Here is a 26,562-nt window from a genome sequence, read left to right on the forward strand (position 1 = left end):
CACGCCATGATGCTCGCGTCACCGCGCACTCCGACAGGGGGCGTACCGGCCTCTTCGCGCCGCGGCACGCATTTCCCGCGGCGCGCAGGCCCCGCCGGGCGGGCGAGGCGACCGGAAAGGAACGCGGTCCCGGAGGCACTTCTCCCGGCGCTTTCCGCCGGGCCTTTCCATGAGCTCATGTGACCCGCGGGAATTACGATCGAATGCCTGCGGAAGGCGTAAGGAACCGCTCGTCCGTGTGACGGACGGCGTCCGAAACTCCTGTCGTGATCTTGTGACAGAAGCGTGACCGGGGGCGGACAGTGACCGGCCGGGCCGGACTTCCGCGGTCGCCGGGCAGGACATAGCGTGGCGGCATGGCACCGAATCCGACACCTTCCGCGGAACCCGACGACAGCCCGGACACCTACGTCGGCCTGGAGGCCGACCGGGCCGAAGACCTCGCGCGCCGGCGTGGCTGGGCGACGGTGCGTTCGCTGCCGCCGGGGGCGATCATCACCATGGAGTACCGCGTGGGCCGGCTGAACTTCGAGGTCAGGGGCGGCCGCGTCGCGCGGGCCTGGAAGGGCTGAGACACGGCGAAGGCCCCGGTTCCGCTGCGAACCGGGGCCTTCGCGCTGCCGGGCGGGGTGCGCACCGCCGCAGGTCAGCCGCCCGTCAGGGGGCGGGCCGACGGGGTCGAACCGCGCGGATGGCGCTCCGGGTGGGCCGGGCGGCGGCTGCCGGCCGGGGTGGTCGGTGTGCGCTCCGAGCGGGCCGTGTGCGGGCCCGGCGCCAGACGGACCGGGGCCCGGGGCGAGTGGGCCGCGACGTCCTCCCGGTCGGGCAGTGGCGTGACCACCACGGGCGGTGCGACGGCCGGCACGGCCGAGCCGCCCCGCCGCCGGGCCCGCAGACGGTCGCGCAGGTCGAAGATCCAGGCCTCGGCACGGGCGATCAGCGGCTCGAACCACGGAAGGCCGAGCAGGATCAGCAGGCCCGCGGTCCAGCCGAGGAGAACATCGCTCAGCCAGTGCGTACCGAGGTAGACGGTGGCCATCCCGACGCCGAGCGAGGTCACGGCGGACACGGCGGACAGCCAGCGCTGCGCTCTCGCGGAGGAGGCCAGGTAGGCCAGGATTCCCCAGGTCACGACGGCGTTGGCGGTGTGACCGCTCGGAAATATATCGCCGCCGAGCCACATCTCGTTCGAGCCGATGATGGTCGCGTAGTGCGGTCCCAGGCGGCCCATGCCGTACTTGGCGGCGCCGACCGTGATGTTCAGCAGCAGCAGCGAGACGCCGAGGGCGAGCAGCGGCCGCAGGGTGTGCTGGCGCCAGGAGCGCCAGCCCAGCCAGGCCGCGACCATCACGGCGGTCGGGCCGCGCTGTCCGAGGACCACGTAGTAGTCGACGAACCAGTGGATCTCCGACCACTGCTGGTACGGGCGGAAGAACATGACCTGCCAGTCGAGCCGGACCAGCCAGGACGTGATCACCACGGCCCACACGATCGCGCCGTAGAAGGCCAGGGTCGCCGCGAAGAGCACGATGCGGTGCCTGCTCATCTTCGGCACATCGATGTGGGCCGGTCGTTCCGGCTCACGGTCCAGCCGGGCGAAGACCCGGTCCAGACGGGTGAGCTTCGGTTCGGTACGCACCCAATCGACGTTACAGCGAGTGAGCTCAGATCCCGGGCGAATCAACGGCTTTGTGATGACGATGTGATGTGGGATTCCTCTCAGGGGGAGGTTTATTTCCAGCGAATCTGTAATCGCCGGAGGCTGTGGCCTTCAATTCCTTTGATCATTCAGGATGCGGGTTTTATTGCGCTTTTGAATTCGTTCACCCCGGCATGGCACGGAATTCCCCTGACGCTCACAGCGGGTCAGGGCGGACCGGAGCCGTTCAGCCAGAACGCCCCGTACACCGCCGAAGCCACCCCGACGACCCCGAACACCGCCGCCGACCTGCGAGGACGCGCCCTCGCCAGGGCCAGTGCGAGCGGCAGCAGCAGCGGGAAGGCGGGCATCAGCAGACGCGGTTTCGAGCCGAAGTAGCTCGACGCGCACAGGGCGAGCGCGGTCACGACGCCGCTGTAGACCAGCAGCGGGAGCGGCTGGCGCTGACGAACACCGACCGCGTACAGCCAGACGACTGACGCGACCCCCAGGACGAGCCCCGCACCGGCCAGGGCCGACGGGAACGACGTGAACTTGTCGGCGACGAACCGGCCGAAGGCGTAGCCGCCGTCGAAGCCGTTGCGCCAGCCGGCCTGGACGTCGAGATAGCCCAGCGGGCCCTTGCCGGTGCGATGCCCGACCCAGAGCACGTAGCCGGCGGCGCCGAGGGGGGCCAGGAGCATGCCGAGCACACGCCGGGCGCGAATCTCGGGATCGGCGGGATTCCCGGCGCGCGACGCGTCCCGCACGCCGTCCGGTCCGGCCGCACGTCCCTCCCGCACGAAGGAGACCACCGCCGTCACCCAGACGGCCGCCACCACGGCCAGTCCCACCGGCCGGGTCAGCCCCGCCAGCAGGGCCAGCGTGCCCGCCGTCACCCACCGGCCGGTCAGGACCGCGTACAGCGACCAGGCCGCGAGCGCCGTGAACAGCGACTCGCTGTACGCCATCGACTGCACGACGCCCACCGGCAGGACGGCCCACAGCAGCACAGCGCACACCCCGGCCCGGCGGCCGTACACCCGGTCGGCCACGGCGAAGACGCCCCAGGCCGCCGCGAGCGAGGCCAGCAGGCTGACGAGGAACCCCCCGTCCGCGTACGACAGCGGCGAGACCGCCGCCACCAGCCGCTCCAGCCAGGGCAGCAACGGGAAGAACGCCAGGTTGGAGTGCACGTCCCCGTTGGCCAGCCGGACCTCGTAGCCGTAACCGAGCTCGGCGACCCTGACGTACCAGAGCGCGTCCCAGCGAGCGGTCAGCAGCGTGTACGCGCTCTTGTCCCGCGCCGCGCTCCACAGGAACAGGGCGAGCAGACCCAGGGCACGGACGGCCGCGTACCCGGCCAGTGCCGGGGCCGCCCGGCGCAGCGCCCCGGCGCGGGCCGGGGCCGCGCGCGTCTCAAGATCGGTCACCCGCCCGATTATCGACCCCGGCCGCAACCGCGCGGCCGGCCGGGGCGTCGACGACACCGGGGACAGTGGCGTACGCCACATCCCTCCGCCCGAGGTCTGAGAGGTCCGCCACTGGCCTGTGGCGGGGACTCGCGTACGCTGACGTGTCACTCGCTTTTCGTTTGCGCGGGCCGGAGACCACCGCTCCTCTCCGGCCGAGTCGCGGGGGCGTCCCCCACCCCGTGAGCCCGCCGATCGCGAGGGAACATCTGGGAGGTACGTACATGTCCGGGACGACCACGGCCGCCGCTGCGTCGCGCCGTCGGGCGGCCGGGGCCGGTGCCGACCGCTGGGTGGTCCTCGTCGTCCTCTGCGTCAGCCTGCTGCTGGTCGCCGTCGACGCCACCGTGCTGCACGTGGCGGTCCCCGCCGTCACCGAGGACCTGAGGCCCGGCGGGATAGAGCTGCTCTGGATCGTCGACATCTACCCACTGGTCTGCGCGTCGCTGCTGATCCTCTTCGGCACGCTCGGCGACCGCGTCGGCCGCCGCAGAGTCCTGCTCCTCGGCTACACGCTGTTCGGGGTCGCCTCCGGCCTCGCCGCCCTGGCCGACAGCGCCCAGGTGCTGATCGCGGCGCGGGCGCTGCTCGGGGTGGGCGGCGCGATGATCATGCCAGCGACGCTGTCGATCCTGCGGCAGGTCTTCCCCGACCGGCGTGAGCGGGCGCTCGCGATCGGCGTCTGGAGCGCCGTGGCCGCCGTCGGCGCGGCGGTCGGTCCGCTGCTCGGCGGTTTCCTGCTGGAGCACTTCTGGTGGGGCTCGGTCTTCCTCGTCAACATTCCGTTGATGCTGGTCAGCCTCCCGGTGGGGCGGCTGCTGCTGCCCGAGTCGAAGGGCGATCGCGAGGGTCCCTGGGACGTCGTCGGCGCGCTGATGGCGGCGGCCGGCCTGTTCGGTGTCGTGCTGGGCGTGAAACGGCTCGGCGGCGGCGGGTCGCTGGGGAGCCTGCTCACCGTGCTGCCGCTGGTGGTGGGCGCGGCGCTGCTGGCCGGCTTCGTACGGCGGCAGCGGCGGCGGACGTATCCGCTGGTCGATCTCAAGATGTTCGCGCGGCCGGCGTTCAGCACGTCCGTCGGATGCATCGTGCTGGCGATGCTCGCGCTGGTGGGCCTGGAACTGATCGCGGCGCAGTACCTGCAACTGGTCCTCGGGCTCTCACCGCTGGAGACCGGGCTGCGGCTGCTGCCCCTGACGTTCGCCGCGATGGCGGCCGGACTGGCCGGGGCGCGGATGCTGCGGCGGTTCGGGCCGCGACGGATGGTGTGCACCGGGTTCTGCCTCACGGCGCTCGCGGTGGTGCTGCTGACGGCGCTGGGTCCGACGGACGAGTGCGCGCTGATGGTGAGCGGGTTCGTGCTGCTCGGCTTCGGGCTGGAGACGACCCTGTTCGGGGCGTATGAGTCGATGCTGAGCGAGGCGCCGCCGGAGCAGGCCGGAGGGGCGGCGGCCATCGGGGAGACGTCGTACCAGCTCGGGGCGGGGATCGGTATCGCCCTGCTCGGCACGGTGATGAACGCGGCGTACGCGCCCGGACTGTCGGGCGTGCCGGGCGTTCCGGCGTCGGCGTCCGCGTCCGCGGGGCATTCGCTGGGGGAGGCGTACGAGGTCGCCTCGCAGCTCGGCGGGGCCGCCGGTGCCGCGCTGCGGCACGCCGCCCGGGACGCGTTCGTGCACGGGCTGCATGTGACGCTGCTCGTCAGCGCGGGTCTGTTGCTGCTCGGGGCGGTGATGGCGCTGCGGCTGCCGCGGGCCATGCAGTGCGAGCCGGGACAGGTCGACCTGCCCGCCCCCAGGGACGCGGCGGACTCACGCGTCTCGGTGTGACGCGCCCCTCGGCGCCCGCCCACGCGGGGTGGACCTCGCGTCCGGACTCGGGGCGCAGTCCCGGTCCGGTCACGTCGGCGGCTACCGCTGGTGCGGGAGCGGGTGGGCGTCGTAGCGTCTCGACTAGCGCTGCTAGTTAAACAGACTCACGGAGGGTGCCGATCATGTCCGGTTCGTCCAAGCTGCCTCCCTTCGATCCCGGCGACCCCCTCGGCCTGGACGACCTGCTGGAGCCGGAGGACCTCGGGATCAGGGACACCGTGCGGGCCTGGGCCGCCGACCGGGTGCTGCCGTACGTCGCCGAGTGGTACGAGAAGGGCGAGCTGCCCGGCATCCGGGAACTGGCCAGGGAGCTCGGCGGCATCGGTGCCCTCGGGATGTCCCTGGACGGGTACGGCTGCGCCGGGGCGTCCGCCGTGCAGTACGGGCTCGCCTGCCTGGAGCTGGAGGCCGCCGACTCCGGCATCCGGTCGCTGGTCTCGGTGCAGGGCTCCCTCGCCATGTACGCCATCCACCGGTTCGGCAGCGAGGAGCACAAGCAGCGGTGGCTGCCGCGCATGGCCGCCGGCGAGGTCATCGGCTGCTTCGGGCTCACCGAGCCCGACCACGGCTCCGACCCCGCCTCCATGCGGACCCACGCCAAGCGCGACGGCTCCGACTGGATCCTCAACGGCCGCAAGATGTGGATCACCAACGGGTCGGTCGCCGGGGTCGCGGTGGTCTGGGCGCAGACCGAGGACGGGATCCGCGGCTTCGTGGTGCCCACCGACAGTGACGGGTTCTCCGCGCCCGAGATCAAGCACAAGTGGTCCCTCAGGGCCTCCGTCACCAGTGAGCTCGTGCTCGACGACGTACGGCTGCCCGCCGATGCCGTCCTGCCCGACGTCACCGGGCTGCGCGGACCCCTCAGCTGCCTCTCGCACGCCCGGTACGGAATCGTCTGGGGTGCCATGGGCGCGGCCCGCAGCAGTTTCCAGGCCGCGGTCGACTACGCGAAGTCACGGGAGCAGTTCGGGCGGCCCATCGGCGGCTTCCAGCTCACCCAGGCCAAACTCGCCGACATGGCGGTCGAACTGCACAAGGGGATTCTGCTCGCCCATCATCTGGGGCGGCGTATGGACGCCGGCCGCCTGCGTCCCGAGCAGGTCAGCTTCGGCAAGCTCAACAACGTCCGGGAAGCGATCGAGATCTGCCGCACGGCCCGGACCATTCTCGGCGCCAACGGGATCTCGCTCGAATATCCCGTGATGCGGCACGCGACCAACCTCGAGTCGGTGCTCACCTATGAGGGCACCGTCGAGATGCACCAGCTCGTGCTGGGCAAGGCGCTCACCGGACTCGACGCCTTCCGGTAGGACCGGTCCGGTGGACCCCGCGCGGGGGCAGGGCCGATGAGCGGCCCTGCCTCAGCTCTGGTTGAAGAAGCCGTCCGTGCGGTGCGCGGCCGGGTCGCCGTTGACGATCTCGGTGTTGGCCGGGGTCAGCAGGAACACACGGGTCGACACTCTCTCGATCGAACCGCGCAGGCCGAAGATCAGTCCGGCCGCGAAGTCGACCACGCGCTTGGCGTCGGCGGCGTCCATGGCCGTGAGGTTCATGATGACCGGCACGCCCTCGCGGAACAGCTCGCCGATCGCGCGCGCGTCCCGGAAGCTGTCCGGGGTCACCGTGCCGATGCGCCGGCCCCTCTCCTCGGCGACGTCCGAGGCCACCTTGACACGCGGATCGGTGACCCAGGCCTCCCCGGGCTCGTTCCCGTCGGAGTAGTCGTCGTCGTCGTAGTAACGCTCGTCTTCGTTGTCGTCGACGAGGCCAAGCCAGGCACTTGCCTTGCGTACCGATCCCATGGACGCCTCCTCTCACAGCGGTCTTTCTGCTTTCCGCATCCCTATGGTCGTCCATGATGCGGATGGCGCGCCAAGTGGATAGACGCCGCACGGGGGGTTTGTGACGGTACTGGTGCACAGCGAATCCGTCGAGAGTCCGTGTGTCCCAAGGGCCGTTTCCCAAACGGCTGCTGACTGTGAGTGAAATATGATTCTTCTCGGCGTACGGGTGACGGTCGGGGCGTACGGGTGAATGCGCGGCCGATACGATGCCGCAGCTCAACGTCGTCATGGAGTTCGGGGGAGCGTCGTGTTCGGAATCGTCAGGCCCTGCAGACACCGGCTCGGAGAGAAGCTCACGAGCCAGTGGATGGCGCATTTGTGCGGGCTCTGCCTGGCACTGCGCGGTGACCACGGGCAGTTCGCGCGGATCGTGACGAACTATGACGGACTTCTCATCTCGGTTTTGACGGAGGCTCAGACGGAGAGTGACGGTTCCGGGCGGCGAACGGCCGGACCGTGCGCGCTGCGCGGCATGCGCACCGCCTCCGTCGCGCACGGCGAGGGGGCCCGGCTGGCGGCGGCCGTCTCCCTGGTCCTGGCCTCCGCGAAAGTACGCGACCACGTCACCGACGGTGACGGGTTGCTGGCCCGCAGACCGATGGCGCGGGCCGCGCGGCGGGTCGCCGCGAGCTGGGACACGGCCGGCGCGCGGACCGGCGGCGCTGTGGGATTCGACACCGCCCTCCTGGTCGACGCCGTGGACCGGCAGGCGGGCATCGAGGCGCTGGCGGGGCCCGGGACTCCGCTCCTGACGGTCACCGAGCCGACCGAGACCGCGACCGCCGCCGCCTTCGCGCACACGGCCGTGCTCGCCGGCCGGCCGCACAACGTCCAGCCGCTCGCCGAGGCGGGGCGGCTCTTCGGACGCCTCGCGCACCTGCTGGACGCCGTGGAGGACCAGCACGCTGACGCCGCGTCAGGCGCCTGGAACCCGATCACCGCGACCGGTACCCCGCTCGCGGAGGTGCGCCGGCTCGCCGACGACGCGGTGCACGGCGTCCGGCTGGCGCTGCGGGACGCCGAGTTCGCCGACGCGCAGCTCGTGCACCTGCTGCTCGTGCACGAACTGCGGCGCTCGGTGGACCGGGCGTTCGGCACCGTGCCGGTGTGCGCCTCCCACCAGGGCGGGCCCTACGGACAGCCGGGCCCCCATGGACAGCCGGGACCCCACGGGCAGCAGCCGCCCGGGCCCTACGGCTCCCCGCAGCACCCGTACGCGGGTGGGGGCGGGAACCCGTATGCCGGCGGGGGAGGGGCGTACGGCGGAGACGGGTTCGGCGGGGGCGGTTTCGGTGGCGGCGGATTCGGTGGTGGCGCGCCGGTGCCGCAGCAGCCGCCCCGGCGGCGCGGGTTCTGGGCCGGCTGCGGGATGTTCTGGCTGCTGTGCTGCACCTGCAAGCTGTGCTGCGCCAAGGAGTACGAGGGGCCGTGGTCCCGCAAGAAGCGCGAGGGCGTGTGCCGGGACTGCGACTGCGACGGGTGCGACTGCTGCTGCCCCTGCGACTGCTGACCCACCCCGTGTGACAGGGTCGCCGGTATGACGACGGACGCATCCCAGGACTGGCAGCGGTGGCACGAGCGGCGCGTGGCGTCGGTGTCTGCCCCGTACGGACCGCTCGCGCTCACCGGCACGCACTGGCTCGAGGACTATCCGGAGGGTCGACTTCCGGACATCCCCGGATCCTGGCGGGCCGAGGGCGACGCGGTCGTGCTGACCGCCTCCCAGGCGGACGGGCTCACCGTGGACGGACAGCCCTTCGGCGGTGAGGTGCGCCTCGCGGCCGACCCGGGGCCCGCGGGCACGGCCCGGGTGGCGTACGGCGAGCGACGGCTGGTCGTGCTGGTGCGCGAGGGGGCGTGGGGCGTGCGGGACTTCGATCCCGAGTCCTCCGCGCGCCGGGCGTTCCACGGCCTCGTGGTCACGCCGTACGACCCGCGCTGGGCGGTGCCGGGGCGCTTCACGCCGTACGACACCGGCCGCACGGTCCGGGTGGCCAACGCCGACGGACGCGAGCGCGGCCTCGGACTCGGCGGGGAACTGGCCTTCGAGCTGGACGGGCAGGAGCTGAGCCTCCAGGTGTCGCTCCAGGGCGACGGCTCGCTGTGGGCCGTGTTCGCCGATGCCACCAGCGGGAGGAGCAGTTACCGCTTCCGGTTCCTGTACCCCGCAGCACCGGACGCCGAGGGGCGTACGACGGTCGACTTCAACCGCGCGCTGCTGCCGCCGTGCGCCTTCGCCGACCACTTCGTCTGTCCCTTCCCGCCGCCGGGGAACACGCTGCCCCTCGACATCGCCGCGGGGGAGCGCACGCTGGTGTGACGTGCGGACGGGGGGCCCGCAAGCCGGTCGCGGGACGACTTCGTAAAGAACCGTCAAAGGGTGTCGTCCGAAAGGCACTCTTGCGCCGACCGGCCGTTCGGCCGAATACTCCCCCTCAGCGCTTGTCAGGGGCACGGCGTGTTCGGAATCCGGACACCTGGTCGCTGGCTGCGCCTCACGGGCCCGAAACCCCACGAGGGCCCCCGACTTCCTTTGTGGAGGAACGAAAAGTGAGGATCAAGCGCACCACCCCCCGCAGTGGCATTTCGAGACGGACCCGGCTGATCGCCGTTTCCACCGGCCTCGTTGCCGCCGCAGCGATCGCGATCCCCAGCGCGAACGCCTCCGACACCCCCACCACCTTCAGCTCGGCCGAGCTCAAGAGCGCCAGCGGCTCCTTGCTGAAGGCCGACATCCCGGGCACCGCCTGGGCCGTCGACAGCAAGACCAACCGGGTGCTCCTGACCGTCGACAGCACGGTCACGCAGGCCGAGATAGCGAAGATCAAGCAGCAGGCCGGCGCCAACGCCGACGCGCTCACGATCAAGCGCACCCCCGGCAAGTTCACCAAGCTCATCCAGGGCGGCGACGCCATCTATGCGAGTAGCTGGCGCTGCTCCCTCGGCTTCAACGTCCGTGCCAGCAACGGCACCGAGTACTTCCTGACCGCCGGGCACTGCACCGACGGCGCGGGCACCTGGTACTCCAACTCCGCCCGCACCACGGTCATCGGCTCGACCGCCGGCTCCAGCTTCCCGGGCAACGACTACGGCCTCGTGCGCTACAGCGGGTCCGTCAGCCGTCCCGGCACCGCCAACGGTGTGGACATCACGCGCGCGGCCACCCCGAGCGTGGGCACCACCGTCATCCGCGACGGCTCCACGACCGGTACGCACAGCGGCCGTGTCACCGCCCTCAACGCCACCGTGAACTACGGCGGCGGTGACATCGTCTCCGGCCTGATCCAGACCACCGTCTGCGCCGAGCCCGGTGACTCCGGCGGTTCGCTCTACGGCAGCAACGGCACCGCGTACGGTCTGACCTCCGGCGGCAGCGGCAACTGCTCCTCCGGCGGCACGACGTTCTTCCAGCCCGTCACGGAGGCCCTGAGCGCCTACGGCGTCAGCGTCTACTGAGCCACCGGCGGGCAGTTCGCAGCGTTTCACGGCCCCCGCACGCATCGCGTGCGGGGGCCTTCGCGTGCGTGCCGGGAGCCGTCCCAACCGGCCCCGACGGGGGCGAGATTCAGCCATGTGCGGACCTCGCAGAGTGTCCGCACATTACTCACGCGTAATGTTTGCAGTGTGAACGCGGGGGTGTTGAGTCCCATTTGATCGTGGACGATCAAAATGAGGGGGCGTGCGAAGCGCTGTCTACGCGCGTCTCGAACTCACCCTTGTGTGCTCCCCGTTGTCCTCGGAATAGTGGGCGCTCGTCAACGAGGCCTTCCGGCTCGTGAGGTCCCCACAACCTCTCGTGCCGACCCCCCACAGGAGGACAGAAGTTGAAGCACCGACGCATACCCAGGCGGCGTGCGGCCGTGGCAGGTGCGGGCATCGCCGCGCTGGTCGCCGCGGGAGTGACGTTCCAGACCGCGAACGCCAGTGAGACCCCTGAGGCGTCCGCACCCCGGACCCTGTCGGTCACGGCGGCCGGAAAGCTCGCCTCGACGCTGACCGAGGACCTGGGCGGCGACGCGGCCGGGACGTACTACGACACCAAGAGCAAGAGCCTCGTGGTGAACGTGCTCGACGAGGCCGCCGCGCAGGCCGTCGAGAAGGCCGGAGCCAAGGCGAGAGTCGTGGCGAACTCCCTCGCCGAACTCGCCGGCGCCCGCAGCACGCTGAAGCAGGACGCGACGATCCCCGGCACGGCCTGGGTGACCGACCCGACGACGAACAAGGTCGTCGTGACCGCCGACCGCACGGTCTCCGAGGCCGAGTGGGCGACGCTGACGAAGGTCGTCGACGGGCTCGGCGCGAAGGCCGAACTCAAGCGCACGAAGGGGGAGTACAAGCCCTTCATCGCCGGCGGCGACGCGATCACCGGTGGCGGCGGGCGCTGCTCGCTGGGCTTCAACGTGGTCAAGGGCGGCGAGCCGTTCTTCCTGACCGCCGGGCACTGCACCGAGGGCATCTCCACCTGGTCGGACTCCAGCGGCAAGCAGATCGGCACCAACGCGGACTCCAGCTTCCCGGGCAACGACTACGGGCTGGTCAAGTACACCGCGGAGGTGGCTCACCCGAGTGAGGTGAACCTCTACAACGGCTCCGCCCAGAAGATCTCGGGCGCCGCGGCCGCGACCGTCGGCATGGCGGTCACCCGCAGCGGCTCGACCACGCAGGTGCACGAGGGCAAGGTCACGGGACTGGACGCCACCGTGAACTACGGCAACGGCGACATCGTGAACGGGCTGATCCAGACCGACGTGTGCGCGGAGCCGGGTGACAGCGGCGGCTCGCTGTTCTCGGGCGACAAGGCGGTCGGCCTGACGTCCGGCGGCAGCGGTGACTGCACCTCGGGCGGGGAGACGTTCTTCCAGCCGGTGACCGAGGCGCTGTCGGCCACGGGGACGCAGATCGGCTGACGCTCGGAGTGTGTGGAGCCCCGCCCCTTGTGAGGGGTGGGGCTCTCCTTTGTGTGCGGCGGGTGGTGGGGGTGCGCGTTCGTGTCGCCTTCGCGGCGGGGGTGGGGCGGGGCCGGGCGCGGGTGCGGGCCGGCTCCGGCGGGGGTCACGGCGGCGGCGCCGCGGTCGCGCGTCTGCGTACCGCGGCCGCCGCCAGGGTGATCGCGGTTCCCGCCACCGCCCACGCCGACAGGACCAGCAGGGGGCCGGTCATCGCGTTGTCGCCGAAGTAGGCGATGGAGCGGGCCGACCAGGTGCCGGCGCCCGGCGGCAGGGCCGGGCCGATCGCCTTCCAGAAGGGCGGGAGGAGGGGTGGGGGCAGGGCGCCGCCCGCGCTGGGGTTGCCGAGGATGACCACCAGCAGGATGACCAGGCCGATGCCGATCGTGCCGAAGACGCCCTGGAGGGCGAGGGTGGCCGCGCCCACGGCGAAGATGATCAGGGCACCCAGGCCCCAGAGGGCCGCGGTGCTGCCCGGCAGGGCGTCCAGGACCGGGCCCGTGATCAGGGCTCCGCCCAGGCCTCCGGTGATCGCGACCAGGGCCATGACCGCCAGGCGGATCGCGGCGCGGGTGGGGTTGGACGGTTTCGCACCGGCGCTGATGGCCAGGGCCGCGGCGCCCAGGTAGCCGCCCACGCACCAGCCGATCACCAGGTAGAAGGACGACAGGCCGTTGGGGTCGTGGGGGGCGGAGGGGATGACGTCGATCGTCCGGATCGTGCGCCGTTCGGACTTCTCCAGGGTGGTGACGAGGGCCGTCAGGGTGGTGGACAGCACCCGGCCCCCGCCGGAGGCGACCAGGAGGGTGTCCGTGCTGCCCCGGGGGTCGACGATCAGGGCGGCGTCGATGTCACGGTGGCCGAGCTGGGTCCGGGCCGTCGCCTCGTCGGGCAGGGCGCGGGGGTCCAGGGGGGAGCCGGGGAGGCGTTCGAGCCGGGTGACCGCCTGTGCGGCCGCGGCCTGGGGGGCGACGAGGCCGAAGGGGACGTCCTTGGGTTTCGGATCGTGCAGGGCTCCCACGTACGACGCGATGAACAGCAGCTGGAGCGCGATCACGCCGACGATGAGCAGGGTGGCCCGTGGGGTGACGGCGTCTTTCACCTCGGCGAGGAACGAGCGGTGCGGCATGCCTCCACGGTCGGGGGCTGCGAGGTGTTTCCGCAGGTGGGGCGGGGCCGAACGGATGTCGCACACACATTCGAAGATGGGGGTATGGTGGGTGGGGTAGCTGGGAACAGATGTTCGAGAGCCGAGGGGGCTCACGAGTGCGGGAGGTGCGTGTGCCGGGGTTCACGCATCTGCACACCGTCTCCGGATTCTCGTTGCGCTACGGAGCCTCGCACCCGGAGCGGCTGGCCGAGCGTGCCTCCGCGCGGGGCATGGACGCCCTGGCGCTGACCGATCGCGACACCCTCGCCGGCGCGGTCCGGTTCTCGAAGGCCTGCGGGAAGGCGGGGATCCGTCCGCTGTTCGGGGTCGGCCTGGCCGTGGCCGGTGCCGAGCCCGGGGTGGAGCGGCAGGGGCGGCGGCGCCGGACCCCGGTGCGCGGCGGCGCCTTTGTCGACGAGTCGGCTCCCCGGGTGACCTTTCTCGCCCGGGACGGTGCCCGGGGCTGGGGGGAGCTGTGCCGGCTCGTCTCGGCCGCCCATGAGGCGGAGGGAACGCCCCTGCTGCCCTGGGACCGCAACCACGCCGAGGGGCTGACCGTGCTGCTCGGGCCGGAATCGGATGTCGGGCGTGCCCTGGCCGCCGGACGGCCCGACCACGCGGCACGGCTGCTCGGGCCCTGGCGGGAGACCTACGGCGACGACCTGCGGCTGGAGGCCGTCTGGCACGGCCGGAAGGGCACCGGCCCCGGGTCGCTGCGACTGGCCGCCCGTACCGTCGGTTTCGCCGCCGAGCAGCGGATCCGGCCCGTGCTCACCAACGCGGTGCGGTACGCCGACCCGGGACTCGGGCCGGTCGCCGACGTGCTGGACGCCGCCCGGCGGCTGGTGCCCGTCGACCCGGCCCGCGAGCTGGACTCCGGCGAGGCCTGGCTCAAGGACCCCGGGGACATGTTCGGGGTGGCGGAGCGGATCGTGGAGGCCGCGGGGTTCCGGCGGGAGACCGCTCACCGGCTGGTGGAGCAGACGCAGGCCACGGCCGCCGCGTGCCGGGTGGACCCCGAGGGCGACCTCGGGATCGGCACCGTCCACTTTCCCGAGCCCCACCTGGTCGGCGCCGGGCACCGCACCGCCCAGCGGACGCTGGCCTCACGGGCCGCGGCCGGGATGGTGCTGCGCGGCTACGACCGGCGGCGGGAGTACTGGGAGCGGATGCACCACGAGCTGGACATCATCGCCCACCACGGATTCGCCTCCTACTTCCTGACCGTCGCCCACGTGGTCGACGACGTGCGGAAGATGGGCGTCCGGGTCGCCGCCCGGGGCTCCGGGGCCGGGTCGCTCGTCAACCACCTGCTCGGTATCGCGCACGCCGATCCCCTCGAGCACCGGCTGCTGATGGAGCGGTTCCTGTCCAAGGAGCGGGTCGTGCTGCCCGACATCGACATCGACGTGGAGTCCGCGCGCCGGCTGGAGGTCTACCGCGCGATCATCGGCCGGTTCGGCACCGAGCGGGTCGCGACGGTCGCCATGCCCGAGACGTATCGCGTGCGGCACGCGATCCGGGACGTGGGGGCCGCCCTGTCCATGGACCCGGCCGAGATCGACCGGATCGCCAAGTCCTTTCCGCACATCCGGGCGCGGGACGCCCGCGCGGCACTGGAGGAGCTGCCCGAGCTGCGCGCGCTGGCGGGGGAGAAGGAGAAGTACGGCAGGCTGTGGGAGCTGGTCGAGGCGCTGGACGCCCTGCCGCGCGGGGTCGCCATGCACCCGTGCGGGGTGCTGCTCTCCGACGCCTCGCTGCTGTCGCGTACGCCGGTCATGCCGACCAGCGGCGAGGGCTTTCCGATGTCGCAGTTCGACAAGGACGACGTCGAGGAGCTCGGGCTGCTCAAGCTCGACGTGCTGGGAGTGCGGATGCAGTCGGCCATGGCGCACGCGGTGGGGGAAGTGGAGCGGGTCTCGGGGGAGAGGGTCGATCTGGACGCGCTGGCGCCGGACGATCCGGCGACGTACCGGCTGATCCAGTCCACCGAGACGCTCGGGTGCTTCCAGATCGAGTCGCCCGGGCAGCGGGACCTGGTCGGGCGGCTCCAGCCGGCCGGCTTCCACGACCTCGTCGTCGACATCTCGCTGTTCCGGCCCGGACCGGTGGCCGCCGACATGGTGCGGCCCTTCATCGAGGCGCGGCACGGGCGGGCGCCGGTCCGGTATCCGCACCCGGACCTGGAGGGGCCGCTGAAGGAGACCTACGGGGTCGTCGTCTTCCACGAGCAGATCATCGACATCGTCGACATCATGACCGGCTGCGGGCGCGGCGAGGCCGACCGGGTGCGGCGCGGGCTGTCGGACGCGGAGTCGCAGGCGCGGATCAAGGTGTGGTTCGCGCAGCACGCGGCGGCGAACGGCTATGACGCGGAGACGATCCAGCGGACCTGGGGGATCGTCGAGGCCTTCGGCAGTTACGGCTTCTGCAAGGCGCACGCGGTCGCCTTCGCCGTGCCGACGTACCAGTCGGCGTGGCTGAAAGCGCATCACCCGGCCGCCTTCTACGCGGGCCTGCTCACGCACGACCCCGGCATGTACCCCAAGCGGCTGCTGCTGGCGGACGCGCGGCGGCGCGGGGTGCCCGTGCTGCCGCTGGACGTGAACAAGTCGGGGGTCGCACACCGTATCGAACTGGTGTCCGGTAAGTGGGGTCTGCGGCTGGCCCTTTCCGATGTGCACGGCATCAGCGAGGCCGAGGCGGCGCGGATCGCCGAAGGCCGGCCGTACGCCTCGCTGGTCGACTTCTGGGAGCGGGGACGGCCCAGCCGCCCGCTGGCCCAGCGGCTCGCGCAGGTGGGGGCGCTGGACGCGTTCGGCGCCAACCGCCGTGATCTGCAACTGCATCTGACCGAGCTGCACCGGGGGGCCCGGGGCGGGGGCGGCGGCCAGCTCCCCCTGGCCGGAGGACGGAAGACCGCACCGGCCGGGCTGCCCGACCTCACCTCCTCGGAGCGGCTCAGCGCCGAACTGGGCGTCCTGTCCATGGACGCCTCGCGGAACCTGATGGACGATCACCGGACGTTCCTCGACGAACTCGGCGTGGTGCCGGCGCGGCGGCTGCGCGAGGCCCGGCACGGGGAGACGGTGCTGGTCGCGGGCGCCAAGGCGGCCACCCAGACACCGCCGATCCGGTCCGGCAAGCGGGTCATCTTCAGCACCCTGGACGACGGCACGGGCCTGGTCGACCTCGCCTTCTTCGACGACTCCCACGACACCTGCGCCCACACCGTCTTCCACTCCTGGCTGCTGCTGGTGCGCGGGGTGGTGCAGCGCCGAGGCCCGCGCAGCCTGAGCGTGGTGGGCGCCGCCGCCTGGAACCTCGCGGACCTGCTGGAAGTGCGCCGGGAGGAGGGGCTGGAAGGGGTGGCGGCCCGGCTGGCCGGCCCGGCACCCGGCCCCGGCGACTCCGGCGAAGGCGGTTTTGCGGACGGCGGCGGTGACGACGGGCAGGGGGCCGCGCGCCGGCGGCTCGCCGGGTCGGACGGGGCGCCCGCGCCGACGGGTTCGGCGGCCCAGGACCCGATGGAACGGCGGAAGATCCGCATGTCCACGGGGTACGAGATGCACCCCTGGGCCGATCTGCGTCCGGCGGGCGAAGAGCCCGCGAACACGAGGAAGTTGTGGCACCAGAGTCCGGGGAGTGCGGGATGACCATCCTCTGCGTACGTTTCCAGCTGCCTGCGACGAGCGAGGCGGAGCTGCCCCCTCTGCTCGGGATGCTCGAGGAGTTCACCCCCGTCGTCCAGGCCCTGCCACCCGACGGGGCGCTGGCCGACCTGCGCGGCGCCGAACGGTACTTCCGGCGGGACGCCGTCGAGCTGGCCTCGGTGATCCGGGTGCGGTCGCTCGCGCTGCACGGCGTCGACTGCGTGATCGGTGCGGGCCCCGGGCCGATGCTGGCCCGGATGGCGTTGCGCGACGCCCTGCCCGGAGTGACACGTACGGTGCCCGACGAGCCCGGCGCCGTCGCGGAGTTCCTCGCGGACCAGCCCGTCGCCGCCCTGCCAGGCGTGGGCACCGCGACCGCCCGCACGCTGGGCGACTACGGTCTCGACACCCTCGGCCGGGTCGCCGCCGCGCCGCTGTCCACGCTCCAGCGGCTGATCGGTGCCAAGGCCGGCCGTGAGCTGCGCGAGAAGGCGAACGGCGTCGACCGAGGCCGGGTCGTACCGAACGCCGTCTCCCGGTCCCTCGCCACGGAACGCCCCTTCGAGCGCGACGAACTGGACCCGGACCGGCATCGCCGGGCGCTGCTGTCGGCCGCCGAGGAGATCGGCGCCCGGCTGCGCGCCCTGGAGAAGGTCTGCCGCACGCTCACCCTGACCGTGCGCTACGCCGACCGGTCTGCCACGACCCGCGCCCGCACCCTGCCCGAGCCGACCGCGCACTCCCCGGCGCTGACCAGGGCCGCGTACGGCATGTACGAGGCGCTCGGGCTGCAACGGGCCCGGGTGCGGGCGATCGTCCTGCGCGCCGAGGGGCTCGACCCCGCCGACCAGGCCTCCCACCAGCTGACCTTCGATCCGGTGGACGAGAAGGTCCGCCGGATCGAGGAGGTCGCGGACCGCGCGCGAGCGAAGTTCGGGCCCCGGGCGGTGATGCCCGGGGGGCTAGGGGGGCCGGGGAGGCGGGTGGCGTAGAGCCTCCCGCGTGACGTCAGTTGGCCCACGGCGGCACGATCCGGGTGCCGTCCGCCAGCCGTGCCTCCAGGCCGATCGAGGTGGTGACCCAGGAGTACGCCGTCCGGTCGGTCGGGTTCTCCACGGTCAGGGTGGCGCCGGGGTTGATGATCACCGTGTCGCCCGCGGCGATCCGCTCGGTCCGGCCGTCGAGGGTGATCAGCAGTTCGCCGTCGAGCAGATGGAAGATCTCCTCCCGGCTGACCGTGTGCGCGGGTGCCTTGAGGCCGGCCGGGATCTCACCGCGCCAGGCGCACAGCTCCTTGCTGCCGCTGCCCGGGGTGGCATACGAGACGAAACGGGCTCCGTGGATCTCGTGAATGACGGCGTCGGACGAGCGGACGATGGGCATGAGGCCTCCAAGTAGTCAAGCTGCTTGACTACATAGTCAAGCAGCTTGACCAATGCGTCAAGGGTGTTTCAATGCACGGGTGCACAACTCCGAGGCCATGGCCCTGTCCGCCGCCCTGCTCGCCGCCGCCGGCGGACTCACCCAGCGCATCCACGAGGGTGTGGTCGCGCGCGGTTTCGAGGACGTGCGGCCCGCGCACGGCTTCGCCTTCGCCCGGCTCGCACCGGACGGGGCGACGGTCACCGACCTCGCCGCCCACCTCGGGGTGACCAAGCAGGCTGCGAGCCAGCTCGTCGACGAGTTGGTACGCAAGGGGTACGTCGAGCGGCGGCCGCACCCGGGGGACGCGCGGGCGCGGCTGGTGGTGCTGACGGGGCGGGGCCGGGACTGTACGCGCGCCGCGGAGGAGGCGGCGGCCGAGGCGGTGCGGGAGTGGAGCGCGGTGCTGGGGGAGGGGGAACTGCGCGCCCTGGGGGAGCGGTTGCTGCGGATCGCTCCGCGCGGGCCCATCCGGCCGGCCTGGTGAGGGGGCGTCAGGGGGGATCCTGTGCGCCGATTACCACTGGAAGTTTTTACTGACGCGTAACTTCCCCATTTGACTACTCGCCCGTAACTTGACGAATGAACAGCATCCTCGTGATCCGGATCACAGGGCGTCGTGCCGTCGCACCTCCCTTGAGCCGCAAGGAGATCACTCGATGCTGCCCTGGAAACGAGCGCTCAGACCCCTGGCCGCGCTGCTGCTGACCGCAGCGGCCGTCACCGTCCCCGCCACCACTGCCCAGGCCACCACCGCCCAGGCCTCCGGTGCCCCGGGCTCCGGCTGGAACGACTACTCCTGCAAGCCGTCCGCCGCCCACCCCCGCCCGGTCGTGCTGGTCCACGGCACCCTCGGGAACTCCGTCGACAACTGGCTGGGCCTCGCCCCCTACCTCCGGGTCCGCGGCTACTGCGTCTTCTCCCTCGACTACGGGCAGGTGGAGGGTGTCCCCTTCTTCCACGGCCTCGGGCCCGTCGAGAAGTCCGCCGGACAGCTGAAGGACTTCGTGGACAAGGTGCTCGCGGCCACCGGCGCCGCCGAGACCGACGTCGTCGGGCACTCCCAGGGCGGCATGATGCCCCGTTACTACGTCAAGTTCCTCGGCGGAGCCGCCAAGGTGAACGCCCTGGTCGGCATCGCCCCCAGCAACCACGGAACCGACCTGAACGGCTTCACCCACCTGCTGCCCTACTTCCCGGGCGCCGCGGACCTGCTGACGAAGAACACCCCCGCCCTCGCCGACCAGATCACCGGCTCCGCCTTCCTCAGCAAGCTCAACGCGGGCGGCGAAACCGTGCCCGGCGTGCGCTACACCGTCATCGCCACCCGGTACGACGAGGTGGTCACGCCGTGGCGCAGCCAGTACCTGAGCGGGCCGGACGTGCGCAACGTCCTGCTCCAGGACCTCTGCCCCCTCGACCTCTCCGAGCACGTGGCCGTAGGGCTGCTCGACCGGGTCGCCTTCCACGAGGTGGCCAACGCCCTCGACCCGGGGCGGGCCGAACCCACCACCTGTGCGTCGGCCTTCGAATGACACGTGCCACCTGTTGACACGTGTCGGGGAAACGTTTCGGGGCCTGTCCGGCCTGAGCCGCCGGACAGGCCCCGGGTCAGGGGGCGGTGGGGGTCAGCGACCGTGCCGTCCGGCGCTCGCCGTCCGGCGCCGGGCCGACAGGAACAGGGCCGACGAGCCGAGCGCCAGTGTGGCCGCGCCGCCGATCGCGAGGTAGGCGGTGCCGCTGTCGCCGCCGGTCTCGGCCAGGTTCCCGGTGGCCCCGGCCGCCTTCGGCCGGTTGGGCGCGGGTGCGGCGGCCGTCGGCCGGTCCGCGGTGTTCTCCTCCCCGTCCCCGGACGTGCCCTCCGCCACCCCGGTCTCCTTCTCGGGGGCCGCGGCCGGCTCCGCCGAGGTGCCGGGGTCGTCGTCTCCGTGTCCGTGGTGCTCGATCGTCGACTTGCCGTTGCCCTCCTCGATCTGCTCCTCGGTGGGAGCGGAGGCGGCCGGCGCCGGGGCCGCGCCTGTCGCGCCGCCGAAGCTGACGTCCGAGCAGGAGTAGAACGCCTCCGGACTGTCCGACCGCTGCCACACCGCGTACAGCAGGTGCTTGCCGGAGCGCTGGGGCAGGGTGCCGGAGAAGGTGTAGAAACCCCCGGTGGCGGCCGGGTCGGTGGACGTCGCCACCGGCTTCGCCAGGTCCAGGTCCTTCCAGGCGAGCGGCTTGGCCGGGTCGTAGCCGGGCTTGGTGATGTAGACCGTGAAGGTGCCCTTGTGCGGGGCCGTCACGCGGTATTTGAAGCTGTACGGGCCGCTGCGGACGCCGGTCGCCGGCCAGTCGGCGCGGGCCAGGTCGAGGCCCTTGAACTCGGCGTTGCCCGCGCTGCAGAGCTTGCCGTCGGGGATGAGCCGCTGGTGGCGGCCGCCCGCGTCGCCGATGCGGACGCCGTTCCAGTCGTAGAGGGCCTGGGTGCCGCCGGCCGCGACCGCCGCCTTGCACGCGGCCGACTTCGGGCTCTCGGGGCCCTCGGCGTAGCACTGCGAGACCCGGCTGACCGGGTCGCCCATCGAGCCGTGCGCGGCGGCCGGCGCGGCGGTCAGCACGGTCAGGGCGAGCGGGAGGCCGCCGAGGGCGGCGACGGTGGCGGCCGTGCGGCGTGCGGGCATGCGGGAACTCCTCGAAACGGTGCGGGGGACAGGGGCCGGGCCCGAGGGGGCCGGATCCCGTGGGGTGGTTGCGAAGCTAGCCGCTCGGAACCGGGAAATCGCCTGCTCGGGGCGGGTGGAGGAGATCTTTATGGCCCGCTTAAGGGAGTGTTCGGACTGGCATCAGGTAGGTACCGTCACGGCATGGCAGACGAGGAGATCCGCCCGGCCGGCGCCACCGACGTACCGGCCGTCGCGGAGGTGATCGACGCGGCCTTCCGGCCCTACATCGCGCGCATCGGGCGCGTGCCGCAGCCGATGCGGGAGGACCACGCGGCGAACGTGGCCGCGGGCAAGGTGTTCGTGACGGGCGACCCGGTGACCGGGCTCGTCGTGGTCGAGGCGTTCGAGGACCACCTCTTCCTCGACACCATCGCCGTCCACCCCACCGCGCACGGCGGCGGAGTGGGGCGGCGGCTGCTGCGGTTCGTGGACGCACACGCGCGTGCGCTGGGGCTGGCCGAGATCAGGCTCTACACGAACGCGCTGATGTGGGAGAACCAGAAGATCTATCCCAGATACGGCTACGAACTGGTGGAACGCCGCGTGGAGGGGCCCTACGACCGCATGCACTACCGCAAGCGGCTGCCCTGAGGCGTGCGTCTCATGCCCGGCACCGGCCGCTCAGGCGTCCGGCCACCAGGTGCGTGCGATGTCTTTGCGGACCTCCGGGCGCCCGGCGGGGCGCTCGTCGGCTTCCTCACGGACCCGGCGGCCGTCCGACTTGGTCAGGGGCTTCTGCACGGTCACACGGCGCATGGCTGCCTCCTTAAGGGTCTACCGGGTTCCGCGTTCTCACGGAGGTAGACCTTTCGGGGGAGGGTTACTCATCGCTACCGGTCTGTCAGTGGCGGCAGTCACGATCCGGGTGTCAGTGGCGGGTGTCACTCTTGGGCCCATGACGAACGACAGGCAAGCTTCGAACGGCTCCGACGTGGACTGGGACGCGGCGGCCGCCTCCTTCGACGAGGAGCCGGACCACGGCCTGCGCGACCCCGGGGTGCGCCGGGCCTGGGCCGGGAGGCTGCGGGACTGGCTGCCGGGGCGCGCGGGCGACGTCCTCGATCTCGGCTGCGGCACCGGCAGCCTGTCACTGCTCGCGTCCGAACAGGGGCACCGCGTGACGGGCGTCGACCTCTCCCCGGCGATGGTGACGCTCGCGCGGCAGAAGCTGGCCGGCCGTGACGCCGTGTTCCTCGTCGGGGACGCCGCGTCACCGCCGGTCGGGGAGCGGCGCTTCGACACCGTGCTCGTCCGGCACGTCCTGTGGACCCTGCCCGACCCCGGCCGCGCCCTGCGGCACTGGCGTGGGCTGCTGCGGCCGGGAGGGCGGCTCGTGCTGGTCGAGGGCGTGTGGGGGAGCGTCGCGCCGGTCGGCATACCGGCCGAGCGGCTCACCGGCCTGCTCGCCCCGGTCGCCGGGCGGGTGCGCGTGGAGCGCCTCTCGGACGACCCGCTGCTGTGGGGCGGCGAGGTGACGGACGAGCGGTACGCGGTCGTCGCCGAGGTCCGCTCGTCAGGCCAGCAGCGCGGTGAACCCGCCGCCGCGGGCCAGTGACTCCAGCTCGTCGAGCGCGGCCAGGGCGGACCGGGCCGCCTCCGGGTCCGTCTCGCCGAGACCGCTCTCGGCGAACTCGTCCTCGTCCAGGCGCCGTACGTCCGCGCCGTCCGCCGAGCGCCACAGGTCCAGGTCGAGATCCTCCACGACCAGCTCCGGGCCGGTGCGCCGGGCGGGGCGGGTCACGTCGCAGTACCAGCCCTTCAGCACCCCCGTGGCCGACCGGACCTCCTTCACGGCGTACCAGCGGTCGCGCCAGTAGTACTCCGTGAAGACGTCCCCGGGCTCGAAGCGGACGAACCCGAAGTCGCGCACGCCGGAGCCTGCCCACGGTGCGCGCAGGGCGACACGCGTGCCGTCGTCGGCCAGCAGCTCGCCGGTGTAACGGATCTTCGTACGGCCCGCCTTGACGAGGACGACGTCCAGCCGGGCGGACGCGTCAGCCGAGTTCGCGGACATAACGCACCTCCTTCGCGCAGAACTCGTAGCCGAACCACTTGTTGATGGCGATCATCGGCTCGTTCCCGGTGTCGTTGCCGGTGAACGCCTCCGTGTACCCCGCGGCGCGGGCGCGGTGCAGGGAGTCGTTCTTGGCGAGCTTCGCCAGGCCCCGGCCCCGGAAGGCGCGGGCGGTGCCGGTCATGGCGGTGCCGTAGCGCCAGGCGCCGTCGGTGTGCGCCACGCTGAAGGCGGCCGGGCGGCCGTCGACGAGCACGACGGTGGTCAGGTCGCGGTTCAGCAGCGGGTGCTTCCAGTGCTCGTCGAGCCAGGCCTGGTAGTCCGTGAACTCCACGTCGATGTCGCTCGGTTCGTCCGACGAGGTCTCCGCGTCCAGTGCGAACACCGGGCGCGGGTCGTCCGCGAAGTCGGCGGCCGTGCGCAGTTCGACACCCGCCGGCAGGTCCTGGCGGGGCGGCAGGGTGCCGGCCGCCAGGTCGAGACGCAGGAACCAGGCGGAGCGGCTGGCCCGGAAGCCGTGCCGCTCGGCGAAGGCGCGGTTGTCCGGCTCGTCCAGCACCCAGGCGAACAGCTTCGTGACACCCAGGCGTCCCAGGCGCTCCTCGGCGGTGCGCAGCAGCAGTGAACCGGCGCCGCGGCCCCGGTGGCCGGGGCGCACATAGATGTTGGCGGAGCCCTGGCCGGGTTCCGGGCTGTCGTGGGCGACGGAGACCTGGGCCGTGCCGATGATCTCACCGTCCTCCTCGGCGACGAGCTGCCCGAAGTGGGCGTCCGGGTGCGCGTGCGTCTGGGCGTGCACCACGGACTCGGGCGTGGAGAGCATGTACGGAAGGGCCAGGCGGCGGGTGGTCGAGAAGCCCTCGGCGTCGGCTCGGACATCGGGACGGAGGTCGCGCACGATCACGGTCATGGAGGCGCACGCTACGCGTGGACCCGTCCCGGGTGCCTCTCATTTTCCGTCGGGTGCGCGACAATCGGCCTGTGACCTTGAAGATCGACATCGACGACAGCGCTCCGCCCTACGAGCAGGTGCGGGCGCGGATCTCCGAGCAGGCGCGGTCCGGCGCGCTGCCGGTGGGATACCGGCTGCCGACCGTGCGGGGGCTGGCCGAGTCGCTGGGCCTCGCCGCCAATACGGTCGCCAAGGCCTACCGGGCGCTGGAGGCTGACGGGGTGATCGAGACGCGGGGCCGCAACGGCACCTTCGTGGCCGCCGCCGGCTCGGCGGCGGACCGCGAGCTGGCCACGGCCGCACAGGCCTACGCGGAGCGGGCCAGACGGCTCGGGCTGGGGGAGGACGTGGCGCTCGCCGCGGTCCGCGACGCCCTGCGGGCGGTTCACGCCGAGTAGGGGGCCCCGGCCCGGCGCCTCAACCGGAGGGCTGCGTGAGGCGCTGCGGTGTCCGGGTGATGTCCAGTCCCGCCGACCTTCCCGCCCGTGCGAAGGCCATCGCGTCCTCCACCGCGGCCCCGCCCGGGTCGTTGTTGAAGTACGTGTAGACGTCCTCGCCGCCGGGCCAGGTCGTGGCGATGCGGTCGAGCCAGGTGGCGAGGGAGCGGCGGCCGTAGCGGGGCCAGGGCCGGGCGCGGCCCTGGTGGAAGCGGACATAGCCCCAGTCGGTGGTGCGCCACAGCGGTGTGACGGGGCGGGCCGATACGTCGGCCCAGCACAGGGCGGCGCGCCGGGACTCCAGGACGCGGCGGACCTGCGGCGTCCACCACGAGTCGTGGCGCGGCTCGACCGCGACCTGGGTCGAGGCCGGGAAGCAGGCCAGACACGCGTCCAGCAGGCCCGGGTCGGCGCGCAGGGTGGGCGGCAGCTGGAGGAGGACCGGGCCCAGGCGGTCGCCGAGGCCCGCCGCGTGGCTCATCAGCCGGTGCACCGGCTCCTCGGGGTCCTTGAGCCGTTTGATGTGGGTCAGATAGCGGCTCGCCTTGACCGCGACGACGAAGTCCCCGGGCACCCGCCCCCGCCAGTCCTCGAAGGTCTCGCGCGCGGGCAGCCGGTAGAAGGCGTTGTTGATCTCGACGGTGGCGAAGTGCCCCGCGTACTCCTCCAGCCAGAGCCGCATCGGCAGCCCGGACGGGTACAGGACGTCCCGCCAGTCCTTGTACTGCCACCCGGACGTGCCGACGAACAGGGTCATATCCCCATCAAAGCACCACGCGCCCCGAAGGGCGGCAGGAGCGGCCCGGCCCTCCGGGCCCCCGCTACGCGTCGTTGCGCGTGTGGAAGCGGTAGAACAGCAGCAGGAAGACGCCTGCCGTGACCAGCAGCGTCGTGATGACCACCGGACGGGGGTCGTCGCCCGTCTGGCTGTAGAGGAAGCCCAGAGCGGCGCCGGCGAAGACGGCCCGGAGCAGGGCGTGCAGGGCGTGCAGCTCGCGCCTCAGGCGCCGGGTCACCTGCACCACGGCGACGCAGACGGCCACGAAGGCGAACGCGCTCCACACCCCCCACGCCACATCCGACCCGGTGATCGGGCCGCCGTGACGCCGGTTCACCGCCACCCAGTTGCCGTAGACGACACCGAGGACGACGGGCAGGACCCACCGCGCGAGGCGGTGGGCGGGTTCGCTGAACACGGTGGGTGCCGTATGTGCCATCGGGCCTCCTCAGTCCCGGCGCGGCGCGGTGCCGCCGCCGCGCACACCCTGGCACGCCGGGGTAACAGGGAGGTGAGAGGCAGTTGTGTGCGCACCTACAGGTACAGCCCCGCGTCCGCACTCTCGCGCGGCTCCGGCAGGGCTGTCGGGGACGTGCCCCGGCGCAGCGCGTACAGCTCCGCCAGGGTCGCGCCCTCGCGGCCGACGCCCTCCTCGTGCCCCAGCCAGTTCACCGCCTCCCGGCGGGTCAGCGGGCCGACCTCGATCCGGGCGAGGCAGCGGCCGGGACGGACCACGGCAGGGTGCAGGCGCTCCAGGTCCTCGTTGGTGGTGACCCCGACCAGGACGTTGCGGCCCTGGCCGAGCAGGCCGTCCGTCAGGTTCAGCAGCCTCGACAGGGCTTGGCCGGCGGTGTGCTTGGCCTCGCCGCGGATCAGCTCGTCGCAGTCCTCGAGGAGCAGCAGCCGCCAGCGGCCCTTGCCCGTCCCGTCCTCCTCGCCGATGGCGATGTCCATGAGGTAGCCGACGTCCGAGAACAGCCGCTCGGGGTCCAGGACGCAGTCCACCTGGCACCAGTCCCGCCAGGAGCGGGCCAGCGTCCGCAGCGCCGACGTCTTGCCGGTGCCCGGCGGGCCGTGCAGCAGCAGGAGACGGCCCGCGATGTCCTGGGGGGTCGTCTTCATCAGGCGGTCCATGGCGTCCGCCACCGGCGCGGTGTAGTTGGGGCGGACCTCGTCCCAGGTGCCCGCGGCGATCTGGCGGGTGGTGCGGTGCGGGCCGCGCCGCGGGGAGACGTACCAGAAGCCCATCGTGACGTTCTCCGGCTGCGGTTCGGGCTCGTCCGCCGCGCCGTCCGTGGCCTGGTCGAGGATCTTCTTCGCCAGTTCCTCGCCGGTCGCCGTCACCGTGACGTCGGCACCCCGGTTCCAGCGGGAGACCAGCAGCGTCCAGCCGTCGCCCTCGGCGAGGGTCGCGCTGCGGTCGTCGTCCCGGGCGGCGCGCAGCACCCGGGCGCCGGCCGGGATCAGGGTCGCCCCGGAGCGGACGCGGTCGATGTTCACCGCGTGGGAGTACGGCTGCTCGCCCGTCGCGAAGCGGCCGAGGAACAGCGCGTCGATGACATCGGACGGGGAGTCGGAGTCGTCGACGTTGAGCCGGATCGGCAGCGCCTCGTGCGGGTTACCAGACATGCCGCCATGATCCGGCACGGGAGCGCCGCGTGCACCCGGTTTCCGGGTGCACG

26 protein-coding genes are annotated in these 26,562 nt (G+C 72.4%); 14 read left to right on the forward strand and 12 right to left on the reverse strand.

The window, feature by feature from the left end:
• Positions 1 to 356 precede the first annotated feature (356 nt).
• Positions 357 to 572 carry an I78 family peptidase inhibitor gene (locus AC0665_RS23365; protein WP_478705730.1) on the forward strand — a complete coding sequence of 72 codons (216 nt, stop codon included), beginning with the start codon at positions 357 to 359 and terminating at the stop codon, positions 570 to 572.
• 74 nt (positions 573 to 646) lie between these two features.
• Here AC0665_RS23365 and AC0665_RS23370 read toward each other — a convergent pair whose 3' ends face one another.
• The gene (locus tag AC0665_RS23370) at positions 647 to 1,639 is read right to left on the reverse strand and encodes a phosphatase PAP2 family protein (RefSeq protein WP_478606758.1); all 993 of its coding nucleotides are present in this window, start codon (positions 1,637 to 1,639) and stop codon (positions 647 to 649) included.
• Between the two features lie 227 nt (positions 1,640 to 1,866).
• Positions 1,867 to 3,072: a mannosyltransferase family protein gene (locus tag AC0665_RS23375; protein ID WP_478705731.1), complete on the reverse strand. Its 1,206-nt coding sequence runs from the start codon at positions 3,070 to 3,072 to the stop codon at positions 1,867 to 1,869.
• A 263-nt stretch (positions 3,073 to 3,335) separates the two neighbouring features.
• Between AC0665_RS23375 and AC0665_RS23380 the strand changes: the two genes are divergently transcribed.
• Complete coding sequence (locus AC0665_RS23380) at positions 3,336 to 4,937, forward strand: MFS transporter (protein WP_478705732.1); 1,602 nt, start codon at positions 3,336 to 3,338, stop codon at positions 4,935 to 4,937.
• A gap of 164 nt (positions 4,938 to 5,101) precedes the next feature.
• Positions 5,102 to 6,292: an acyl-CoA dehydrogenase family protein gene (locus AC0665_RS23385; RefSeq protein ID WP_468410604.1), complete on the forward strand. Its 1,191-nt coding sequence runs from the start codon at positions 5,102 to 5,104 to the stop codon at positions 6,290 to 6,292.
• Between the two features lie 51 nt (positions 6,293 to 6,343).
• On the opposite strand, the gene AC0665_RS23390 is transcribed toward AC0665_RS23385, so the two are convergent.
• Complete coding sequence (locus AC0665_RS23390) at positions 6,344 to 6,784, reverse strand: cell division protein SepF (RefSeq protein ID WP_363120433.1); 441 nt, start codon at positions 6,782 to 6,784, stop codon at positions 6,344 to 6,346.
• Positions 6,785 to 7,073: 289 nt separating this feature from the next.
• Here AC0665_RS23390 and AC0665_RS23395 point away from each other — a divergent pair, with 289 nt between their 5' ends.
• The 4 genes from AC0665_RS23395 to AC0665_RS23410 all read left to right on the forward strand — a co-directional run bounded on the left by AC0665_RS23395 (position 7,074) and on the right by AC0665_RS23410 (position 11,733).
• Entirely contained in the window at positions 7,074 to 8,336 is a 1,263-nt protein-coding gene (locus AC0665_RS23395; RefSeq protein ID WP_478509839.1) for a DUF5685 family protein, read from the forward strand.
• A 27-nt stretch (positions 8,337 to 8,363) separates the two neighbouring features.
• Positions 8,364 to 9,146, forward strand: coding sequence for a DUF1684 domain-containing protein (locus AC0665_RS23400; protein WP_478705733.1), 783 nt, complete (start codon positions 8,364 to 8,366; stop codon positions 9,144 to 9,146).
• 230 nt (positions 9,147 to 9,376) lie between these two features.
• A complete protein-coding gene (locus AC0665_RS23405; protein WP_363120430.1) occupies positions 9,377 to 10,282 on the forward strand; it encodes a S1 family peptidase in 906 nt (301 codons plus the stop codon).
• Positions 10,283 to 10,650: 368 nt separating this feature from the next.
• The gene (locus AC0665_RS23410) at positions 10,651 to 11,733 is read left to right on the forward strand and encodes a S1 family peptidase (protein ID WP_468410598.1); all 1,083 of its coding nucleotides are present in this window, start codon (positions 10,651 to 10,653) and stop codon (positions 11,731 to 11,733) included.
• 145 nt (positions 11,734 to 11,878) lie between these two features.
• Here AC0665_RS23410 and AC0665_RS23415 read toward each other — a convergent pair whose 3' ends face one another.
• A complete protein-coding gene (locus AC0665_RS23415; protein ID WP_478606732.1) occupies positions 11,879 to 12,901 on the reverse strand; it encodes a DUF3533 domain-containing protein in 1,023 nt (340 codons plus the stop codon).
• Positions 12,902 to 13,053: 152 nt separating this feature from the next.
• Between AC0665_RS23415 and AC0665_RS23420 the strand changes: the two genes are divergently transcribed.
• Entirely contained in the window at positions 13,054 to 16,578 is a 3,525-nt protein-coding gene (locus AC0665_RS23420; RefSeq protein ID WP_468410594.1) for a DNA polymerase III subunit alpha, read from the forward strand.
• The gene (locus tag AC0665_RS23425) at positions 16,575 to 17,567 is read left to right on the forward strand and encodes a DNA polymerase Y family protein (RefSeq protein WP_478606726.1); all 993 of its coding nucleotides are present in this window, start codon (positions 16,575 to 16,577) and stop codon (positions 17,565 to 17,567) included. Before AC0665_RS23420 ends, AC0665_RS23425 begins: the two co-directional genes overlap by 4 nt.
• Positions 17,568 to 17,583: 16 nt before the next feature.
• Here the strand turns inward: AC0665_RS23425 and AC0665_RS23430 are convergent, their stop codons facing one another.
• Positions 17,584 to 17,958 carry a cupin domain-containing protein gene (locus AC0665_RS23430; protein WP_468637176.1) on the reverse strand — a complete coding sequence of 125 codons (375 nt, stop codon included), beginning with the start codon at positions 17,956 to 17,958 and terminating at the stop codon, positions 17,584 to 17,586.
• A gap of 79 nt (positions 17,959 to 18,037) precedes the next feature.
• Here AC0665_RS23430 and AC0665_RS23435 point away from each other — a divergent pair, with 79 nt between their 5' ends.
• Both AC0665_RS23435 and AC0665_RS23440 read left to right on the forward strand, forming a co-directional pair.
• On the forward strand, positions 18,038 to 18,484 hold the full coding sequence (locus AC0665_RS23435; RefSeq protein WP_363120425.1) for a MarR family winged helix-turn-helix transcriptional regulator: 447 nt from the start codon (positions 18,038 to 18,040) through the stop codon (positions 18,482 to 18,484).
• A gap of 172 nt (positions 18,485 to 18,656) precedes the next feature.
• Positions 18,657 to 19,532 (forward strand): esterase/lipase family protein, encoded by an 876-nt coding sequence (locus AC0665_RS23440; RefSeq protein ID WP_478606723.1) that lies wholly within the window; start codon positions 18,657 to 18,659, stop codon positions 19,530 to 19,532.
• A gap of 93 nt (positions 19,533 to 19,625) precedes the next feature.
• On the opposite strand, the gene AC0665_RS23445 is transcribed toward AC0665_RS23440, so the two are convergent.
• A complete protein-coding gene (locus tag AC0665_RS23445; protein ID WP_468637170.1) occupies positions 19,626 to 20,657 on the reverse strand; it encodes a lytic polysaccharide monooxygenase in 1,032 nt (343 codons plus the stop codon).
• Positions 20,658 to 20,840: 183 nt separating this feature from the next.
• Between AC0665_RS23445 and AC0665_RS23450 the strand changes: the two genes are divergently transcribed.
• The gene (locus tag AC0665_RS23450; RefSeq protein WP_478705734.1) at positions 20,841 to 21,290 is read left to right on the forward strand and encodes a GNAT family N-acetyltransferase; all 450 of its coding nucleotides are present in this window, start codon (positions 20,841 to 20,843) and stop codon (positions 21,288 to 21,290) included.
• Positions 21,291 to 21,320: 30 nt separating this feature from the next.
• Here the strand turns inward: AC0665_RS23450 and AC0665_RS23455 are convergent, their stop codons facing one another.
• Positions 21,321 to 21,455, reverse strand: a complete 135-nt coding sequence (locus AC0665_RS23455) for a hypothetical protein (RefSeq protein WP_478606715.1) — start codon at positions 21,453 to 21,455, stop codon at positions 21,321 to 21,323.
• 139 nt (positions 21,456 to 21,594) lie between these two features.
• Between AC0665_RS23455 and AC0665_RS23460 the strand changes: the two genes are divergently transcribed.
• Complete coding sequence (locus tag AC0665_RS23460; RefSeq protein ID WP_478705735.1) at positions 21,595 to 22,254, forward strand: class I SAM-dependent methyltransferase; 660 nt, start codon at positions 21,595 to 21,597, stop codon at positions 22,252 to 22,254.
• Here AC0665_RS23460 and AC0665_RS23465 read toward each other — a convergent pair.
• Together AC0665_RS23465 and AC0665_RS23470 are read right to left on the reverse strand one after the other, a co-directional pair.
• Positions 22,213 to 22,713: a DUF402 domain-containing protein gene (locus AC0665_RS23465; RefSeq protein WP_366050993.1), complete on the reverse strand. Its 501-nt coding sequence runs from the start codon at positions 22,711 to 22,713 to the stop codon at positions 22,213 to 22,215. The genes AC0665_RS23460 and AC0665_RS23465 overlap by 42 nt on opposite strands.
• Complete coding sequence (locus tag AC0665_RS23470) at positions 22,694 to 23,623, reverse strand: GNAT family N-acetyltransferase (protein WP_468410576.1); 930 nt, start codon at positions 23,621 to 23,623, stop codon at positions 22,694 to 22,696. The genes AC0665_RS23465 and AC0665_RS23470 overlap by 20 nt, the downstream gene beginning before the upstream one ends.
• Positions 23,624 to 23,694: 71 nt before the next feature.
• Between AC0665_RS23470 and AC0665_RS23475 the strand changes: the two genes are divergently transcribed.
• Positions 23,695 to 24,063, forward strand: coding sequence for a GntR family transcriptional regulator (locus AC0665_RS23475; protein WP_468410574.1), 369 nt, complete (start codon positions 23,695 to 23,697; stop codon positions 24,061 to 24,063).
• Positions 24,064 to 24,082: 19 nt separating this feature from the next.
• On the opposite strand, the gene AC0665_RS23480 is transcribed toward AC0665_RS23475, so the two are convergent.
• From AC0665_RS23480 to AC0665_RS23490, 3 genes are all read right to left on the reverse strand, one after another.
• A complete protein-coding gene (locus tag AC0665_RS23480) occupies positions 24,083 to 24,859 on the reverse strand; it encodes a DUF72 domain-containing protein (protein ID WP_478606708.1) in 777 nt (258 codons plus the stop codon).
• Positions 24,860 to 24,923: 64 nt separating this feature from the next.
• Positions 24,924 to 25,319 carry a hypothetical protein gene (locus AC0665_RS23485; protein ID WP_468410570.1) on the reverse strand — a complete coding sequence of 132 codons (396 nt, stop codon included), beginning with the start codon at positions 25,317 to 25,319 and terminating at the stop codon, positions 24,924 to 24,926.
• Between the two features lie 95 nt (positions 25,320 to 25,414).
• The gene (locus tag AC0665_RS23490; protein ID WP_468410568.1) at positions 25,415 to 26,509 is read right to left on the reverse strand and encodes a DUF5925 domain-containing protein; all 1,095 of its coding nucleotides are present in this window, start codon (positions 26,507 to 26,509) and stop codon (positions 25,415 to 25,417) included.
• Positions 26,510 to 26,562: the final 53 nt, after the last annotated feature.

The sequence above is a fragment of the Streptomyces sp. NPDC043685 genome, assembly GCF_056436585.1.